The sequence below is a fragment of the Polaromonas sp. YR568 genome, from assembly GCF_943369415.1.
Classification (GTDB): Bacteria; Pseudomonadota; Gammaproteobacteria; order Burkholderiales; family Burkholderiaceae_C; genus Polaromonas.
The window spans coordinates 223,343-238,714 of record NZ_CALRNF020000001.1; the positions used below are offsets into that span (position 1 = coordinate 223,343).

Here is a 15,372-nt window from a genome sequence, read left to right on the forward strand (position 1 = left end):
CCAGTGCCGAAGCGCAAAATGCCGGGATCACGGATTTTCAGGACCAAGCCATGCAGCAGCCAGACCACATCCTCATCGTTGACGACGACCGCGAGATCCGGGAACTGCTGGGCAGCTACCTGGAAAAAAACGGCCTGCGCGTCACCAAGGTGGAATCGGGCCGCCACATGCGCGCCGCGCTGGAAGACGTGGCGGTGGACCTGATCGTGCTGGACCTGATGCTGCCCGGCGAGGACGGCCTGACCCTGTGCCGCGACCTGCGCGCCGGCAAGTTCAGGAACATCCCCATCCTGATGCTGACCGCGCGCAACGAGGAGGCCGACCGCATCCTAGGCCTGGAGTTGGGCGCGGACGACTACCTGGCCAAGCCTTTCGCGGCGCGCGAGCTGCTGGCGCGCATACGCTCGGTGCTGCGCCGAACGCGCATGCTGCCACCGAATCTGCAGGTGGAGGAAGCCTCCAACATGCTGAGCTTCGGCGACTGGCAGCTCGACACCACGGGCCGCCACCTGCTGGACGCCAGCGGCACCCTGGTGCCGCTGAGCGGCGCCGAATACCGCCTGTTGCGCGTGTTCCTGGACCACCCGCAGCGCGTGCTCAACCGCGACCAGCTGCTGAACCTGACGCAGGGGCGTGATGCCGAGTTGTTTGAACGTTCCATAGACCTGCTGGTCAGCCGCCTGCGCCAGCGACTGGGGGATGGGGCACGCGAGCCGCGTTATATCAAGACGGTGCGCAGCGAAGGTTATGTGTTCAGCGCCTCGGTGCAGGGCCGGGCGGCCGCCGCATGACTGCAAACTGGCCGCGCTGGCCGCAAAGCCTGTTCGCCCGCCTGATGCTGATCCTGCTGCTGGGCATCCTGGCCGCGCAGGCCATGTCTTATGTTCTGGTGATGTACGAGCGCGGCCTGGTGGGGCGCGACCTGATGCTGGACAACCTGGAAAAAGACATCACCAGCTCCGTCGCCATCCTGGACCGCGTGCCGGCCGCCGAACGCGCCGCCTGGCTGCCGCTGATAGACCGCAAGAACTACCGCTACCAGCTCGACGGCGGCATCACCGAACAAGGCAGCGACAACGAGATTGCCGCGCGGGTCAGCGCATCGATCGATAACGCGGTGGACCAGCGCTACAAGGTCACCGTCAATGCGATTCCCGGCGACCCGAAACGCGTGCACATCCACCTGGTGCTCGGCGACGGCGCACCGCTGACCATCAACCTCTGGGCCGCGGCCATGCCGATCTCGCCGTGGCTGCCTGCCCTGCTGCTGCTGCAACTGTCGCTGCTGGCCGTCTGCGCCTTCTTCGCGGTGCGCATCGCGACGCGGCCGCTGCGCCGGCTCGCCAACGCCGCCGACGCGCTGGGCCCCGACCTCAAGGGCACGGCCCTGCCCGAGGGCGGTCCGACCGAAGTCGCGCGCGCCTCCATCGCCTTCAACGCGATGCAGCGTCGCATCGCCGGCTACCTGACGGAGCGCACACAGATCCTGGCCGCCATCTCGCACGATTTGCAGACGCCCATCACGCGCATGCGCCTGCGCACCGACCTGATGGACGACGAGGAGCAGCGCGGCAAGCTGCAGCACGACCTCGACGAGATGGTGGCGCTGGTGCGCGAGGCCCTGACCTATGCGCGCAGCCTGCACGGCGCCGACGAGCACCCGCGCCGCGTGGACCTGGACGCGCTGCTCGACACCCTGCGCTGCGACTACGAAGACGCCGGCAAACCCATCACCGTGAGCGGCCAGGTCGGCCGTCCCGTGATGAGCCGGCCGCTGGCGATGCGACGCATCCTGACCAACCTGGCCGACAACGCGCTCAAATTCGGCGAAGCGGTGGAGCTGACCGTGCAGCTCACTCCCAGCCAGGACATCGAGATCTGCGTGCTGGACCGCGGGCCCGGTATTCCGGAGGCAGAACTCGAGGCCGTGCTGCAACCCTTTTACCGCGTGGAGAATTCGCGCAACCGCGACACCGGCGGCACCGGCCTGGGCCTGGCCATCGCACAGCAGCTGGCCGTGTCCATAGGCGCGCGGCTCAGCCTGGCGAACCGGCCCGGCGGCGGGCTGTCGGCGCGGCTGGTGTTGCCGGCGGCTTCGGCAATCGAACAGTAAGCCGCAGCCGAAGTCCGTGAGCGGAAGGCGCCGCAAGATGGCCCAAAACGCGGCTTCTACGTCATTTCAAATCTCTTCAGGCGCCTCAAACTTTCAAGAGGCCGGCACGCTGCCGGCATGAACACCGGCCCCGGTGTTCGCCTCACAGAAAGCACACCATGAAGATTGAAAATTCCATCATATTTATTTCAGGCGCCAACCGCGGCCTGGGTCTGGCCTTCGCGCAGGAAGCCCTCCAGCGCGGCGCGAAGAAGGTCTATGCGGGCGTGCGAAACCCCACGGCCGACACATTGCCCGGCATCGTGCAGGTCCAGCTCGACGTCACCGACGCCGCGTCGGTCGCTGCGGCGGCCAGGCAGTGCGCCGACACCACCCTGCTGGTCAACAACGCCGGCATCGCGCGTTTGAACGGCAGCGGGCTCGACGCCTCCATGGTGGACCTCAGCCGCGAGATCTTCGAGACCAACTACTACGGCACGATTTTGCTGAGCCAGGCCTTCGCGCCCGTGCTCGCAAAGAACGGCGGCGGCGCGGTGGTCAACGTGCTGTCGGACGCTACCTGGTTCTCGCGCCCTTTGCTGGCCTCGTATTCCGCATCGAAATCCGCCGTGTGGAGCTTCACCAATGCCTTGCGCGTCGAGCTGCGCGGCCAGGGCACCCTGGTGCAGGGCCTGCACGTGAGCTTCATGGACACCGACATGACCCATGGCTTCAACATGAAAAAGACCAGCCCGCAGGAAACCGTGTCCGCCTCCTTCGCGGGCGTCGAAGCCAAACAGGAAGAAGTGCTGGTCGACAGTTTCACGCGTGAAGTCAAACAAAGCCTGTCGGGCGACAAGGCGCTTTACCTGAACCCGCCCGAGATTGCCTGAGCACCAAGCCGTTCAGGCTGAGCCTGTCGAAGCCCTTCGACAGGCCCAGGGCGAACGGTAGTGAAGACTTGCGGTGTCATGTGAATCCCGACAAAGCAAGGATGGAGGAAACAAAAAAGCCGGCCTGTCCCGATCAAGGGGCAGGCCGGCTTTGCCATGTGCGGGGCTCAGACGATGTTGATCGCCACATTGATGTTGCCGCGCGTCAATTTGGAATAGGGGCAGGTCTGGTGCGCCGTATCCACCAGGGCCTGGGCCACTTCGCGCTCCACGCCGGGCAGACTCACATTGAGGCGTGCCTGCAGGAAGTAGGCGCCGTCCGCGGTGCCCAGGTCGACTTCGGCATCCACGGCCAGGTCCTCGGGCAGCTTGACCTTCATCTTGCCGGCCGCCAGGCCCATGGCACCGATGAAGCAGGCCGACCAGCCGGCCGCGAACAGCTGCTCGGGGTTGGTGCCCTTGCCGGGGCCGCCGGGCGAGGAAAGCTTGATGTCCAGGCGGCCGTCGGAACTCTGGGCTTGCCCCTCGCGCCCGCCGGTGGTGTGGGTCTTGCCGGTGTAGAGGACTTTGTCGATGGTGGTGATGTTGCTCATGATGGATGCCTTGTGAAAAATTGAAGAACAAAAAATGCGTCGTCTGTATCCCGAAGCACAGATTGAATTACAACGGCCTGTCGTATCGCAGGTGTCTCAGCCGCGCAATGTTCTGTACGTATCAGGAGGCCAGACACATTGCGGTACAAATCTCTCTTTCGCCAGGCAGCTCAGCCGCGCAGCGACACCAGGTCGAACACGGCGTCGGCAAACGCTTTAGGCGCCTCCTGCGGCAAGTTGTGGCCCACGCCCGGCACCACGCGGTGCGAGCGCGGCCCGCTGAACTTCGCCGCCTGCGCCTTGCCGTCGGTCACCGGCGCCACGCCGTCCGAGTCGCCGTCCAGCGTGATGGCCGGCACGCTGATCACCGGCAGCGCCGCGAGGCGGCGTTCCAGCGCTTCGTATTTCGCGATGCCGGGCGCCAGGCCCAGGCGGAAGCGGTAGTTGTGGATCACGATCTCGACGTAGTCGGGGTTGTCAAAGGCCGCGGCGCTGCGTTCGAAAGTCGCGTCGTCGAACTTCCAGGTCGGCGAGTTGCGCACCCAGGTGACGCGCGCAAAGTCGCGCCGGTGGGCGGTGAGGCCGGCACGGCCGCGCTCCGTCGCGAAGTAGTACTGGTACCAGAGGCCCGATTCGATCTTCGCGGGAATCGGCACGCCCGCATGCGCGATGTCCTGTATCAGGTAGCCGTTGACCGAGACCAGGCCCGCGCAGCGCTCGGGCCACAGCGCGGCCACAATGCAGGCGGTGCGCGCGCCCCAGTCGTAACCCGCGAGTACCGCGCGGTCTATCTTCAGCGCATCCATCAGCGCGATGGCGTCCGCCGCTACCGCCGACTGCTGCGCCGTGCGCGGCGTCGCGCTATCCAGGAAGCGCGTCGTTCCGTAACCGCGAAGGTGCGGCACGATCACACGGCAGCCCTTGGCCGCCAGCAGCGGCGCCACGTCGGCATAGCTGTGGATGTCGTAGGGAAAGCCGTGCAACAGCAAGACAGGCGGGCCATCTATGGGCCCGGCTTCGTAATAACCGATGTCCAGTTCGCCCGCCTGGATCTGCTTGATGGGCGCCAGCGCTTTGACGTTGGCGGCGAACGCCGGCACGGACACTGCGGAGCCTTGCGCTTGGGCGCCGCCCATAAAAGCCATTTCAGCGGCTGCGATGCCGGCTGCGGCACTGCCCAGGAAAAACCGGCGTGGGTGATTGATTATTTCTGCCATGGAACGTCCTTGAGGTGGTTGAAAAAGAGGAATGAATGAAGTCGCCGGGTTTCAGCCTTCGTCGCGGCGCAGGCGCCAGACGACCGCCGGCCGGGTGTTGATGCACTGGCAGTTGAGCGGGTTGCGCAACTCATGTGCAAAGCCGCCTGCAAAGAAGGTCAAGGCAAACCAGATTTTTTTCATGGTGTTTTTTCCGGAGCAGTGTTGAGGGTGGTGAATCGGCTCAGCCGAAGGTGAAGGCATAGGCATGCGCGCCGGGGTCCAGGAACTCGATCTCGAACAGGTGGTCGCCCGCCGACGCCGGCAGCCTGACCAGCTGGTACAGCCTGTGCGCGTCGATCACGCCGCTGCCGTCCGCGGCGACGTCCGCGCCCCGGTTTTGGGCCGGCGGCCGGCCGTCGACCAGGACGCGAAAGCGCACGGGCGCGGCGCCGGCTTCGCGGCCCAGCACCAGGTGCAGGTCACGCGCGCGAAAGCGGTAGGCCAGGCGCGCACCGGCCTTCGCCGCGACGGCGCGCTCGGCCTCCACCGTCCATTCGCCGCCCAGCGTCCAGTGGTTCAGCTTGACGCTCGCCGCCGGTTCGTAGCCGTGCAGGCGGTCAGGCTGAAGGCCCTCCTCGGGCACAAAGTTGGCGGCGCGCTCATGGCCCACATAGGTTTCGCCGGACATCACCCGCTCACCCGGCGCGGCCTGCACGCCTTCGCCCTGCACGGCGACCAGCCCGCCGCCGCGCGTGACCTTGCCGTTCTCGGCCAGCAGCTTCTGGATAAAGCGCTCGGATGCCTCGTACTCGCCTTCGCCGAACACCCGGTGGCGCACGCGGCCCTGGGCATCGACAAAATACAGCGCCGGCCAGGCCTGGTTCTCAAACCCGCGCCAGATCGCATGCCGGCTGTCGACGGCGACCGGGTAAGCCAGCCCCAGGTCCTTGACCGCCCTGCGCACGTTGTTGTCGTTTTTCTCGAACGCGAACTCAGGCGAATGCACGCCGATGACGACCAGGCCGGCATCCCTGTATTTGTCGGCCCAGGCGCGCAGGTAGGGCAGCGTGCGCAGGCAGTTGATGCAGGAATAGGTCCAGAAGTCGACCAGCACCACCTTGCCGCGCAAATCGGCACCCGTCAGTGGCGGTGAGTTGATCCAGCCCGTCGCGTCGGCCAGAGGTGCGAAGGTCCTGTCATTCCAGGTGGTGGATGTGGCGAGGGCTGCGGATCCGGCCTTGGGCGCCGCGACTTCAGCGTCCGGCACGCTGCCGGCCATTGCCGGCGCCTGCGGCTCTTCGTGTGCTTGCGGCTTGAAGGCGTCAATCAGCTTTTGCTCGATCTTCGAGGTGCTGCTCAGGGACAACTGGCTGAGCAGCCCCGTGTCCAGGCCGGTCGCGATCAGGGCCACGCCCGCCAGCACCGCCGCTCCCATGCCGCGCCGCGCCCACTGGCTCACGCCCAGCGAGCGCCGCAGCAGCGCATACACCCGGCCGCCCACCAGCAGCGACAGTGCCAGCGAAGTCGCCGCGCCGCCCGCATAGGCCAGCAGCAGCAGCGAGGTGCCCGCGTTCGCACCCTGAATCGCCGCACCCGTGAGGATCAGCCCCAGCACAGGCCCCGCGCACGGCGCCCACAGCAAGCCGGTGGCTGCGCCCAGCACCAGCGAAGAGGCAAACGCGCGGTCCTTGAACGCGCCGCCCTCGCTGGAATCGGCGATACGTGCGCCCAGCGCCACCAGCGGCCTGGCCATGCGGTCGGCCAGCCCCGGAAACATCAGCGCCAGGGCAAACACGGCCAGCAGGCCCAGCGCCGCGAAGCGCCCGTACTCATTGGCCTGCACCGCCCAGCCGCCGCCCACGGCGGCCAGCGTGGCCACGGCGGTGAAAGCCAGGGCCATGCCCGTCAGCAGGGGCAGGCCGTTGCGCAGGAAGGGCTTGTCGGCCCGCGCCAGCACAAAAGGCAGAACGGGAAGAATGCAGGGGCTGACGATGGTCAGGACACCGGCGGCAAAAGCAAGAATGAGGAAGGTCATGGTCTGGCGGTTTCAGGAGTGAGCACCTCCGTGATTGAACCGCCATCGCGTATCCGCGCTGTGTCGCCAGGGCCGCCTTATGGCATGCGGCTGTATCCGCAGACATCGCGGATACATAGACATACAAAACCCCTGCCTGCGAAGGAGCGCAAATCCTTTCACCGCGCCAGCGCGCAGGATCTTGAATGTTTTATCTGCGCAAATCTGCGCAATCTGTGGATAAAGGAATTCATCCGCAGATTACGCAGATTCACGCAGATTGAAACCAAAGCATTTGTGGCCAAGGCGGCATCGCCAAGGCCGGACATCACGCCGCCATCGCCGCCTCAATGGCGCGCGCTGCGGCCGCGGCGGCCGCACTCACCGGTGACGCGCGGCCCGGGCTGCGCTGGGCGGCCTTGTCGCGGTTGGCGCGCTGCACGGCCGCCACGTCGATGATCAGCGCGACGTTGCCGTCGCCCAGAATCGTCGCGCCGGAAATGCCGGGCACCTTGCGGTAGTTGGTTTCCAGGTTCTTGACCACCACCTGGTGCTGGCCCACGAGCTGGTCGACCAGCAGCGCGAAGCGCGTGCCTTCGGACTGCACGATGACGGCGATGCCCTGCGTGGGCTGCTGCACCGCGTCGGCCACGTCGAAGAGCTTGTGCAGCTCGAGCAGCGCCAGGTATTCGCCGCGCACGTGCATGACGTGCTCGTCGGCGGTGATGGAGTGCACGTCCTTGTCCATGGGCTGCAGGGATTCGATGACGTAGTTCAGCGGCAGGATGTAGACCTCTTCGCCGACCTTGACGGACATGCCGTTGAGTATGGCCAGCGTCAGCGGCAGCACGATGCGTATGGTCGTGCCCCGGCCCTGCACGCAGGCGATTTCCACATGGCCGCCCATTTCGTGGATGTTGCGCTTGACCACGTCCATGCCGACACCGCGGCCCGACACGTCGGTGACGGCTTCGGCGGTGGAGAAACCGGGCGCGAAGATCAGCTGCCAGACTTCGTCGTCCGACATCGCCTCGCTCACTGGCATGCCCTGCTGCAGCGCCTTGGCCAGGATCTTCTCGCGGACCAGGCCGCCGCCGTCGTCCTTGACCTCGATGACGATGCTGCCGCCCTGGTGTTGGGCCGACAGCGTCAGGCGCCCGACCGGGTCCTTGCCGGCGGCGGCGCGGCGCTCCGGGCCTTCGATGCCGTGGTCCAGGCTGTTGCGCACCAGGTGGGTGATGGGGTCGATGATGCGTTCGATCAGGCTCTTGTCGAGTTCGGTTTCCTTGCCGACGGTGATCAGCTGCACCTGCTTGCCGAGTTTGGCCGAGAGGTCGCGGATCAGGCGCGGGAAGCGGCTGAACACATAGTCCATGGGCATCATGCGGATGGACATGACGGATTCCTGCAGGTCGCGCGCGTTGCGCTCCAGGTGGCCCATGCCGCTGAGCAGGCGCTCGTGCATCACCGGGTCCAGCAGCGACGCGGTCTGCGTCAGCATGGACTGCGTGATCACCAGCTCGCCGACGAGGTTGATGATCTGGTCGACTTTTTCCACGTCGACGCGTATGGAGCTCGATTCCTTGCTCTGCACGGCGGCCGGCGTGGCGGCGCTCGCGGGGCCGGCGGCTGGCGCGTCGGCGGCGGCCGCGGGCTGGGCTGCGGCTTGCGGTGCGGCCGGTTCAGGCACTTCCTGCATTTCCTGCACCGGGGCTTGCGCGGCAGCCGCGCCCTCCTCGCGGATGTCGATCTGGTCGGTCTCGATGATGAAGCAGCAGACCGCGATCACGTCGCTGCCGTCGCAGGCGGTCTTGAGCCAGATCGTCAGGTTGCCTTCTTCCTGGGTCTGCGCCGTCACCTGCCCCAGGTTGGCGAGTTCCTCGCTGAGCAGCTTGCAATCGTTTTCCGACACCTTGGTGAAACGCACCTTGAGGGTTCGCTCCGCGTCGCCCGCGGCTGCGGCTTCCGGCGCGGCCTGGGGCGCAGCCTGCACGGCCGCCACCGGCTTTGCCGGCGCGGCAACGACCGCCGGCGCGGGAGGCGCACCGCCGGCTTCCAGGGCCAGTTGCCGCAGCACGGCGCAGATCGCCGCCACCATCTCGGGTTCCGGCTCGGTGCCGGCCCGGTATGCACTCAATTGTTTTTGCAACACGTCTTTGGTCTCCAGAAAAGCGTCCATCATTTTGGTATTCAGTTTGAGCTCGCCGTGGCGCGCCCGGTCCAGCAGGTTCTCCAGCAGGTGGGTGGTGTCGGTCAGCGCGAGGAAGCCGAAAGTGGCCGCCCCGCCCTTGATCGAATGCGCGGCGCGAAACACCGCGTTGAGGTGCTCGCCGTCGGGCGCATCCAGGTCCAGGCCCAGGAGCAGCTGCTCCATCTCGGCCAGCAACTCGTCGGCTTCTTCAAAAAATGTCTGGTAGAACTGCGTGATATCCATGGCGAAAGGTCTCTCTTGTTGGGTACTGCGGGGCGGTTGCCGTGGCGTCAGGCGCGGGCCGGGTTCATCAGGCTGCCCACCACGGCAAGCAGCGTTTCGGGTTCAATCGGCTTGCACAGCCAGCCGGTGGCGCCGGCTTTCCTGGCGTCCGCCTTGCTGGCGTCGTTGCTGAGGGTGCTGAGCACCAGGATGGGCAGGTCCGCGGAATCGGGGCGCGCGCGAAGCTGGCGCGTCAGCTCGCAGCCGTCCATGGGAATCATGGTCCAGTCCGTCAGCACCAGGTCGACCGGCCCGGTCCCCAGCTGTTCCAGCGCGGCCTTGCCGTCGCCGGCGAGCAGCACCTGGTAACCGCCTTCTTCCAGGACGGCGGAATTGAGGTGGCGCATCACGGCCGAGTCGTCGACCACCAGGATGGTTTTTTTGTTCATCAGGTCCGGCTTTCAGGTTTTGTTGGGGGGCAGGTTCGGCGCCGGCGCGGCGCTGACCGGCTTGATCCCGGGGTTGGCGCTTTTGGCTGTCTTGCCGGCGGTCGCAGGCGCCGCCGGCGCCGGCACCACCGCCGCCGTGGAGGCATTGCCGCTTTCGATGTCGGCCTGGGCGCGCTTGTTCAGCACCAGGATGCTGATGCGCCGGTTGACCGCGGCGTAAGGGTCGGCCGGGTTCAGGTGCACGCTGGAAGAGACGCCGATGACGCGCAGGATTTTCCCGTCCAGCATGCCGCCGGCGACCAGTTCGCGCCGCGAGGCGTTGGCCCGGTCGGCCGACAGCTCCCAGTTGCTGTAGGACTTGTCGCCCTGCGAATAGACCGTGGCATCGGTGTGGCCGGACAGCGTGACCTTGTTGGCCTGCCCGTTGAGCACGGGCGCGATCTCGCGCAGGATGCTGCGCATATAGCTCACCACCACGGCGCTGGAGCGGTCGAACATCGGCCGGTTGTTGCTGTCCACGATCTGGATGCGCAGGCCTTCGGGCGTGATGTCGATCAGCAGCTGCGGGCGGAATTGCTTGAGCACCGGGCTGGACTCGATCATGTCGTCGAGCTTTTCCTTGAGCGCTTCCAGCCGCTTGCCGTCATCGGGATCGTTGGCGCTTTGGTCCTGGCTTTCGGATTTCCTGACCTCGCCGTCCGAATGGGTCGGGTCGGTGCCGCCGCCGGGAATCACACTGGTGCTGGTGCTGCTTTTCTTGCCGCCGCTCACGGCCACCGCCAGAGGCATCTTGAACTGCTCGGCGATGCCGGCCAGCTGCTTGGGCGACGAGGTGCTCAGGAGCCACATCACCAGGAAAAAGGCGAACATGGCCGTCATGAAGTCGGCGAACGCGATCTTCCAGGCGCCGCCGTGGTGGGCCGCAGCCATCACGGGTCGCTTGATGATGATGATCGGGCGTTTTCCGTCAGCGTCGCTCATGGCACTCTTTCCTTGCCTGCTTCAGCGGCTCTTGACGTCACGGACGTGCTGGTCAAGCTCCGTGAACGAGGGGCGCTCTGTCGAGAACAGTATCTTGCGGCCGAATTCCACCGCCAGTTGCGGCGCGTAGCCGTTGAGGCTGGCCATCAGCGTGACCTTGATGCACTGGTAGACCTTCAGGGATTCGGACACCCGGTGTTCCACCAGCGTGGCCAGCGGCGAGACGAATCCATAGGCCAGCAGGATGCCCAGGAAGGTGCCGACCATCGCATGCGCGATCAGCTGGCCCATTTCCGCGGGGGGAAGGTCGGCGGAAGCCAGCGCGTGCACCACGCCCAGCACCGCGGCCACGATGCCCAGCGCCGGCAATGCGTCGCCGACCCGCATCAGGCTGTGCGCCGGAACTTCCGCTTCATGTTTGTAGGTTTCGAGTTCATGCTCCATCAGCTCGCCGATCTCGTGCGCATCGGTGTTGCCGCTCACGATCAGGCGCAGGTAGTCGGTCATGAATTCCAGCACGCGGGCGTCATTCAGGATCACCTGGTAAGGCGTGAAGATCGGGCTGTTCTGCGGATCGTCGACGTCGCCCTCCAGCGCCATCATCCCGTCCTTGCGGCCCTTGGACAGCAGCACGTACATCAGCGCCAGCAATTCCATGTAAAGGGCCTTGTCGTGCTTTTTCTTGTTGGTCAGAAGCTGGGGCAGCTGCTTCACGGTGGCGCGTATGGTGCGGCTGTCGTTGCCGGCAACGAATGCCCCGATGGCGGAGCCTCCGATGATGAGAACTTCCAGCGGCTGGTACAGCACGCCGAAATGGCCGCCCATCATGGCGTAGCCGCCGAAGACGGAGCCCAATACGACCAGATAGCCAATGATTACAAGCACGAGGTTCTCCTGCGGATCAATAAAAAAAGACGGTGATGCCCGTCAGGCGGCGCGGGAACTGTTCATGACATTGGCCAGCCACTGCGAGGACGAGAGCACGGGCGTGTGGCCTGTGGCCCCGGCGGCGTGGACAGGCTCGCCGCAAGCATCGCCCGCGTCACTGCGCCTGGCGCCGGAGGGGGAGCCGGAGGTGCGGGTCTTGCCGGCGCGCGAAGGCGGGCGGCACAGCACACACACATAGTTGCTCTGCGAATCGTGGGCGTGGGCGACAAAAAGCCCGGTGCAGCGCGTGCAGGTGCTCAGCTGCAGCATGTCGCTGTCGAAAAAGCGCACCAGCGTCCAGGCCCGCGTGAAGTCCAGCACCGGCTCGCCGCCCTGCTGCTGGACCTGCTCGATGTACAGGCGGTAGCTCTTGATGATGGCGGAAATCCGCGTGCAGCCGCCGTGCGTCATCATGAACCGGTAGATGTTGTAGAACATCGACGAGTGGATGTTGCACAGCCAGGTCATGAACCAGTCCGTGGAAAACGGCAGCAAGCCCTTGGGCGGCGACGTTCCCTTGATTTCCTTGTAGAGCTTGATCAGGCGGTCCCGGCTCAGGCTGGTTTCCGCTTCCAGAAACTGCAGGCGCGCGCCCAGTTTGATCAGGTCCATGGCCAGGTGGATTTCCCGGGCTTCGACGATGACGCTTTTAGTGGCCATGATGGTTCCGTGAAAAGTGGCGGGCTGCAACGCGAACGCCGGTCATCACCGGGCCGCCTCGAGCTGCTGGCCGGACAGCAAGATGGCGGCATGCGCCTGTTGCAGGGCCGGGTTCTTGCCTTCCAGCGTCAGCGCCGACAGCATCGGGTGGTCGTCAAACCGGAAACGGCACAGCAGCAGGCTGGAGCCGGCCAATTTCACAATCTGGGAAAGCGACAGGCTTCCCAGCAAGTCGGCCAGCTCGCGGCTCATGCCAAGGCGGAACATGGCCAGGGCGATGTCTTCGCTCACCAGCCGCTTTGCCAGCAGCAGGTAGGCCAGATTCAAATCGCCAATATCGTTGGCAGTACCGGTTTCAATCATTTTGAGTTCCTGTTCTTTCAAATTTGCATGCAAGAGAGGTGAGCTGAAACATCCGCTTTACTCAATTTCGTCACCACAGATTTATTGAGATGTCTGTCTTTAACGTCGTCTCAATTGCAATTTTTAACACATTAAACTGACAATTACATGAATAAATCAAATTTATCAATTAAGTAACATTTAAGCGTCAAAATGAGAAAATTAAGTCATCAAACTACAAGTTGATAAGGTCATTTGTCATTTGTTTTAAATCAAATGTCATTTTTTTAAACCTTAAGCACTATTTTTATCAACTTCCAATTCCTGCAACCATGTAAGCATTTCCGCCACCGCCACGTACAAATTCGGTGGAATTCGCGAATCAAGGTCTACATGCATTAACAATTTCACCAATTCGGAAGAGGCGTGCACATACAGTCCGCTGTCTTTCGCGCGCTCGACGATGGCGTCGGCCACCGCGCCGTAACCCTTGGCCACAACGGTGGGCGCCTGGCCCGCGGCGCCCAGGGAAAGCGCCACGGCGCTGGGGCGCGGGTCTTCCCGGCCGGCGCCTTCGGTCCACTCCGGCGACTTATCCGGCATGGCCTTCTCCCGTCGACTGCGCCGTTCCCGCTTTGCGTTGTGCGCCGCCTATCTGCAAATCCGTCAGTTCCAGCCCGACGGCGCCGAAACGCTGCGGCAAGCCGGCACGGGCCTGGTCCAACACGGCCGCCGTGCCCGCCTGCGAGGCGTTCAGGCGAAGTTGCAGCGTCGTGCCCGACAGCCCCAGGCGCACGTCCACCGTGCCCAGCCTGGGTAATTTCAATGTCATGCGGGTCGTCCAGGCAGCAGGCGCCGCTTCCATGTCGTCGGCCGCGCCGCCCTGCCGGCCTTCGTGTTCCTGGTGTTCCTCGCGCTGCTGCCGTATTTCCCAGTCCATGGGAACGCCCGGCCAGCCTTCGCCGCTCCAGCGGAACACCGGCACCGCCAGCATCTCGAGTTGCTGGCGCACCAGGCCCACCGCGTCAGGGTGGATGGTCGCCGCCGGATGGCCGGCGCGCGCCGCGCCTGTCGTGGCGTCCGCGAGATCCAGCACGCCCGGATCCTGCAGGGAAAAATCGTGGGAACTGGGCGCCTGGTGGTCCGGCAGGCCGGTACGGCCGTAGGTGGTGGCGGGCGCGGCGGGCCCGGGCGGCTGGGCGACGGCGCCGGGCGCTGCCACAGGGCTGCCTGGCGCGGGCGTGGTGTCGCCGCCGGCCGGCGGTGCGGCGAGTTCCGGCATGGGGGCCGCCATGATTTCCGGCGTTTCCAGCATGTTCAGCGCCTGCCCGGCGTCTGGCGGCACGGCTCGCGGCGCGGCCGCCTGGCTTGGTGAAAGGTCGGCGGCGGCGGGAGCCGCACTATAAGAAGAAGCAGCTGCAGCAGCCGGCAGGGAAGGGCCGGCCCCGGGCACCCTGGCGGACGGCAAAACCAGGCCGGCTTGCGGTTCCCGCGCCAGTTGCGCCAGCGTGCGCTGGCCGGCGGCATATTGCTGCAGGTGGGACTCGTAAAACAGGCCCGATTCGGCCACCGTGCGGGCCAGGCCGGCCGCCAGCACCGGCACCGCGGGCACGCGCATGTCGGGCTGCAGCGGCGCCTGCCCTCGGACGGCGGGGGTGGTCCCGAGCGGCAGGTTCAGCAAGGCGCTCACCGCGCGGGCGGCCGCGCTCAGGGTGACGGCACCACCGGGCCTGGCCGGTGAAAATTTCGGCGCGGGGCCGTCGCGGCGGGCGATGCCCACGCCCAGCTCGCGCTGCAAAGCCTCGCGTGAGGGCAAGCGGACGTCGTTGACGACCTGCTCCACATGGGTCACGGCGCCCGGGCCCGCGATTTCAGACTGCGCCTTCAGGGGTACCAGGTCCACGCGCTGTCCCAGCCGCGTCGCCAGAAGGGTATCCACCAGAGGCGTGACTCCGCTCATGGTAAATAAGCGTCGTCCGGCTGGCCGTACGCCTTGTGAAGGCTGCGCTGCTGCTCCAGGCTTTTCATGACGCCGACCAATTTGGCGAGCTGGGGCATGACCATGTTGAAGATTTCGGTGGAGTTAGCGCTAATACGGCTCAAAAGCACGTACTTTCGCGCCGATTGCGCTTCATCCAGCGAGCTCAGCGGCTCGATGTCCTTGAGGCGTTCCACCATGCTGCTGTACTGGCCCTCCAGCTGAGGCAGTTCGCCCCATTGCTTGGCGCGCGCCAGGATGAGCATGCGCTCCGTCAGCGGCGCGATCTGCTCATAGCAGTGCATGACTTCACTTTGAGATCCCATGGCTCAAGCTCCTGCGGAAAAACGGGCCACGGCTGGGGCGGCGGGCACGTGCAGCGGCTGCGGCCGCTGGGGATCGATCTCCCGCCAGGCGGAGCTCACGCTGTCCAGCAGGCGGTCGGCCTCGTCCAGCAGCGCCGGGTCGTTGCGCAGGTTGGCATACAGCAGGCGCTGTGTGACGTAGGCGTAGAACGCCGACAGGTCCGCCACCAGCTGGGCGCCGGCAACACCCGCCGCATCGGCGTCCAGGCTGGCCTTCAGGCCGTTGTCGACGATGTTGATGGCCTTGGAAATGGCCAGGCCCTTGGCGCTTATGTCCTTGTTCGCCATGTGGTGGCGGGCCATCGCGATGGCGGTCTTGGCGCCGTCGAACAGCATGGTGATCAGCTGGTGCGGCGAGGCGCTCATGGCCGCGCTTTCCGTGCCGACCTTGGCATAGGCGTTGGCGCCCGAGTTGTAGGTATGGGGTGGGGTGTACATGGGGGTTGAGGATTGGGGCTGCGGCTTG

At 65.4% G+C, this 15,372-nt stretch carries 17 protein-coding genes; 3 read left to right on the forward strand and 14 right to left on the reverse strand.

Going from position 1 to position 15,372, the window contains the following annotated elements:
- The first annotated feature begins 50 nt into the window (after positions 1-50).
- From ACLV74_RS01090 to ACLV74_RS01100, 3 genes are all read left to right on the forward strand, one after another.
- Entirely contained in the window at positions 51-791 is a 741-nt protein-coding gene (locus ACLV74_RS01090) for a response regulator (protein WP_411877511.1), read from the forward strand.
- The gene (locus ACLV74_RS01095; protein WP_411877512.1) at positions 788-2,113 is read left to right on the forward strand and encodes an ATP-binding protein; all 1,326 of its coding nucleotides are present in this window, start codon (positions 788-790) and stop codon (positions 2,111-2,113) included. The genes ACLV74_RS01090 and ACLV74_RS01095 overlap by 4 nt, the downstream gene beginning before the upstream one ends.
- A 158-nt stretch (positions 2,114-2,271) precedes the next feature.
- Entirely contained in the window at positions 2,272-2,985 is a 714-nt protein-coding gene (locus ACLV74_RS01100; protein ID WP_411877513.1) for an SDR family oxidoreductase, read from the forward strand.
- Between the two features lie 167 nt (positions 2,986-3,152).
- On the opposite strand, the gene ACLV74_RS01105 is transcribed toward ACLV74_RS01100, so the two are convergent.
- From ACLV74_RS01105 to fliS, 14 genes are all read right to left on the reverse strand, one after another.
- Positions 3,153-3,569 (reverse strand): organic hydroperoxide resistance protein, encoded by a 417-nt coding sequence (locus tag ACLV74_RS01105; RefSeq protein WP_411877576.1) that lies wholly within the window; start codon positions 3,567-3,569, stop codon positions 3,153-3,155.
- 179 nt (positions 3,570-3,748) lie between these two features.
- Positions 3,749-4,795, reverse strand: coding sequence for an alpha/beta fold hydrolase (locus ACLV74_RS01110; RefSeq protein ID WP_411877514.1), 1,047 nt, complete (start codon positions 4,793-4,795; stop codon positions 3,749-3,751).
- 51 nt (positions 4,796-4,846) lie between these two features.
- Entirely contained in the window at positions 4,847-4,978 is a 132-nt protein-coding gene (locus ACLV74_RS01115) for a hypothetical protein (RefSeq protein WP_411877515.1), read from the reverse strand.
- A 40-nt stretch (positions 4,979-5,018) separates the two neighbouring features.
- On the reverse strand, positions 5,019-6,812 hold the full coding sequence (locus tag ACLV74_RS01120) for a cytochrome c biogenesis protein DipZ (protein WP_411877516.1): 1,794 nt from the start codon (positions 6,810-6,812) through the stop codon (positions 5,019-5,021).
- A gap of 307 nt (positions 6,813-7,119) precedes the next feature.
- A complete protein-coding gene (gene cheA / locus ACLV74_RS01125; RefSeq protein WP_411877517.1) occupies positions 7,120-9,225 on the reverse strand; it encodes a chemotaxis protein CheA in 2,106 nt (701 codons plus the stop codon).
- A 47-nt stretch (positions 9,226-9,272) separates the two neighbouring features.
- Positions 9,273-9,653: a response regulator gene (locus ACLV74_RS01130; RefSeq protein WP_411877518.1), complete on the reverse strand. Its 381-nt coding sequence runs from the start codon at positions 9,651-9,653 to the stop codon at positions 9,273-9,275.
- A gap of 12 nt (positions 9,654-9,665) precedes the next feature.
- Positions 9,666-10,634, reverse strand: a complete 969-nt coding sequence (gene motB / locus ACLV74_RS01135; RefSeq protein ID WP_411877519.1) for a flagellar motor protein MotB — start codon at positions 10,632-10,634, stop codon at positions 9,666-9,668.
- Positions 10,635-10,655: 21 nt separating this feature from the next.
- Positions 10,656-11,519 carry a flagellar motor stator protein MotA gene (gene motA / locus ACLV74_RS01140; protein WP_411877520.1) on the reverse strand — a complete coding sequence of 288 codons (864 nt, stop codon included), beginning with the start codon at positions 11,517-11,519 and terminating at the stop codon, positions 10,656-10,658.
- A 42-nt stretch (positions 11,520-11,561) separates the two neighbouring features.
- A complete protein-coding gene (flhC, locus tag ACLV74_RS01145) occupies positions 11,562-12,221 on the reverse strand; it encodes a flagellar transcriptional regulator FlhC (protein WP_411877521.1) in 660 nt (219 codons plus the stop codon).
- A 45-nt stretch (positions 12,222-12,266) separates the two neighbouring features.
- The gene (gene flhD, locus ACLV74_RS01150; RefSeq protein WP_411877522.1) at positions 12,267-12,584 is read right to left on the reverse strand and encodes a flagellar transcriptional regulator FlhD; all 318 of its coding nucleotides are present in this window, start codon (positions 12,582-12,584) and stop codon (positions 12,267-12,269) included.
- A gap of 273 nt (positions 12,585-12,857) precedes the next feature.
- Positions 12,858-13,166, reverse strand: coding sequence for an EscU/YscU/HrcU family type III secretion system export apparatus switch protein (locus ACLV74_RS01155; protein ID WP_411877523.1), 309 nt, complete (start codon positions 13,164-13,166; stop codon positions 12,858-12,860).
- Positions 13,156-14,523, reverse strand: coding sequence for a flagellar hook-length control protein FliK (locus ACLV74_RS01160; RefSeq protein WP_411877524.1), 1,368 nt, complete (start codon positions 14,521-14,523; stop codon positions 13,156-13,158). The genes ACLV74_RS01155 and ACLV74_RS01160 overlap by 11 nt, the downstream gene beginning before the upstream one ends.
- Positions 14,520-14,867 carry a flagellar protein FliT gene (locus ACLV74_RS01165; protein ID WP_411877525.1) on the reverse strand — a complete coding sequence of 116 codons (348 nt, stop codon included), beginning with the start codon at positions 14,865-14,867 and terminating at the stop codon, positions 14,520-14,522. The genes ACLV74_RS01160 and ACLV74_RS01165 overlap by 4 nt, the downstream gene beginning before the upstream one ends.
- A gap of 3 nt (positions 14,868-14,870) precedes the next feature.
- On the reverse strand, positions 14,871-15,344 hold the full coding sequence (gene fliS / locus ACLV74_RS01170) for a flagellar export chaperone FliS (RefSeq protein WP_411877526.1): 474 nt from the start codon (positions 15,342-15,344) through the stop codon (positions 14,871-14,873).
- Between the last annotated feature and the right edge of the window lie 28 nt (positions 15,345-15,372).

Excerpts from the sequence above, each read along its gene's own strand:
- ACLV74_RS01090 (WP_411877511.1), top strand. The coding sequence starts at position 51 with ATGCAGCAGCCAGACCACATCCTCATCGTTGACGACGACCGCGAGATC.
- ACLV74_RS01095 (WP_411877512.1), top strand. The coding sequence starts at position 788 with ATGACTGCAAACTGGCCGCGCTGGCCGCAAAGCCTGTTCGCCCGCCTG.
- ACLV74_RS01100 (WP_411877513.1), top strand. The coding sequence starts at position 2,272 with ATGAAGATTGAAAATTCCATCATATTTATTTCAGGCGCCAACCGCGGC.
- ACLV74_RS01110 (WP_411877514.1), bottom strand. The coding sequence starts at position 4,795 with ATGGCAGAAATAATCAATCACCCACGCCGGTTTTTCCTGGGCAGTGCC.
- ACLV74_RS01115 (WP_411877515.1), bottom strand. The coding sequence starts at position 4,978 with ATGAAAAAAATCTGGTTTGCCTTGACCTTCTTTGCAGGCGGCTTTGCA.
- ACLV74_RS01120 (WP_411877516.1), bottom strand. The coding sequence starts at position 6,812 with ATGACCTTCCTCATTCTTGCTTTTGCCGCCGGTGTCCTGACCATCGTC.
- cheA (WP_411877517.1), bottom strand. The coding sequence starts at position 9,225 with ATGGATATCACGCAGTTCTACCAGACATTTTTTGAAGAAGCCGACGAG.
- ACLV74_RS01130 (WP_411877518.1), bottom strand. The coding sequence starts at position 9,653 with ATGAACAAAAAAACCATCCTGGTGGTCGACGACTCGGCCGTGATGCGC.
- motB (WP_411877519.1), bottom strand. The coding sequence starts at position 10,634 with ATGAGCGACGCTGACGGAAAACGCCCGATCATCATCATCAAGCGACCC.
- flhC (WP_411877521.1), bottom strand. The coding sequence starts at position 12,221 with ATGGCCACTAAAAGCGTCATCGTCGAAGCCCGGGAAATCCACCTGGCC.
- flhD (WP_411877522.1), bottom strand. The coding sequence starts at position 12,584 with ATGATTGAAACCGGTACTGCCAACGATATTGGCGATTTGAATCTGGCC.
- ACLV74_RS01155 (WP_411877523.1), bottom strand. The coding sequence starts at position 13,166 with ATGCCGGATAAGTCGCCGGAGTGGACCGAAGGCGCCGGCCGGGAAGAC.
- ACLV74_RS01160 (WP_411877524.1), bottom strand. The coding sequence starts at position 14,523 with ATGAGCGGAGTCACGCCTCTGGTGGATACCCTTCTGGCGACGCGGCTG.
- ACLV74_RS01165 (WP_411877525.1), bottom strand. The coding sequence starts at position 14,867 with ATGGGATCTCAAAGTGAAGTCATGCACTGCTATGAGCAGATCGCGCCG.
- fliS (WP_411877526.1), bottom strand. The coding sequence starts at position 15,344 with ATGTACACCCCACCCCATACCTACAACTCGGGCGCCAACGCCTATGCC.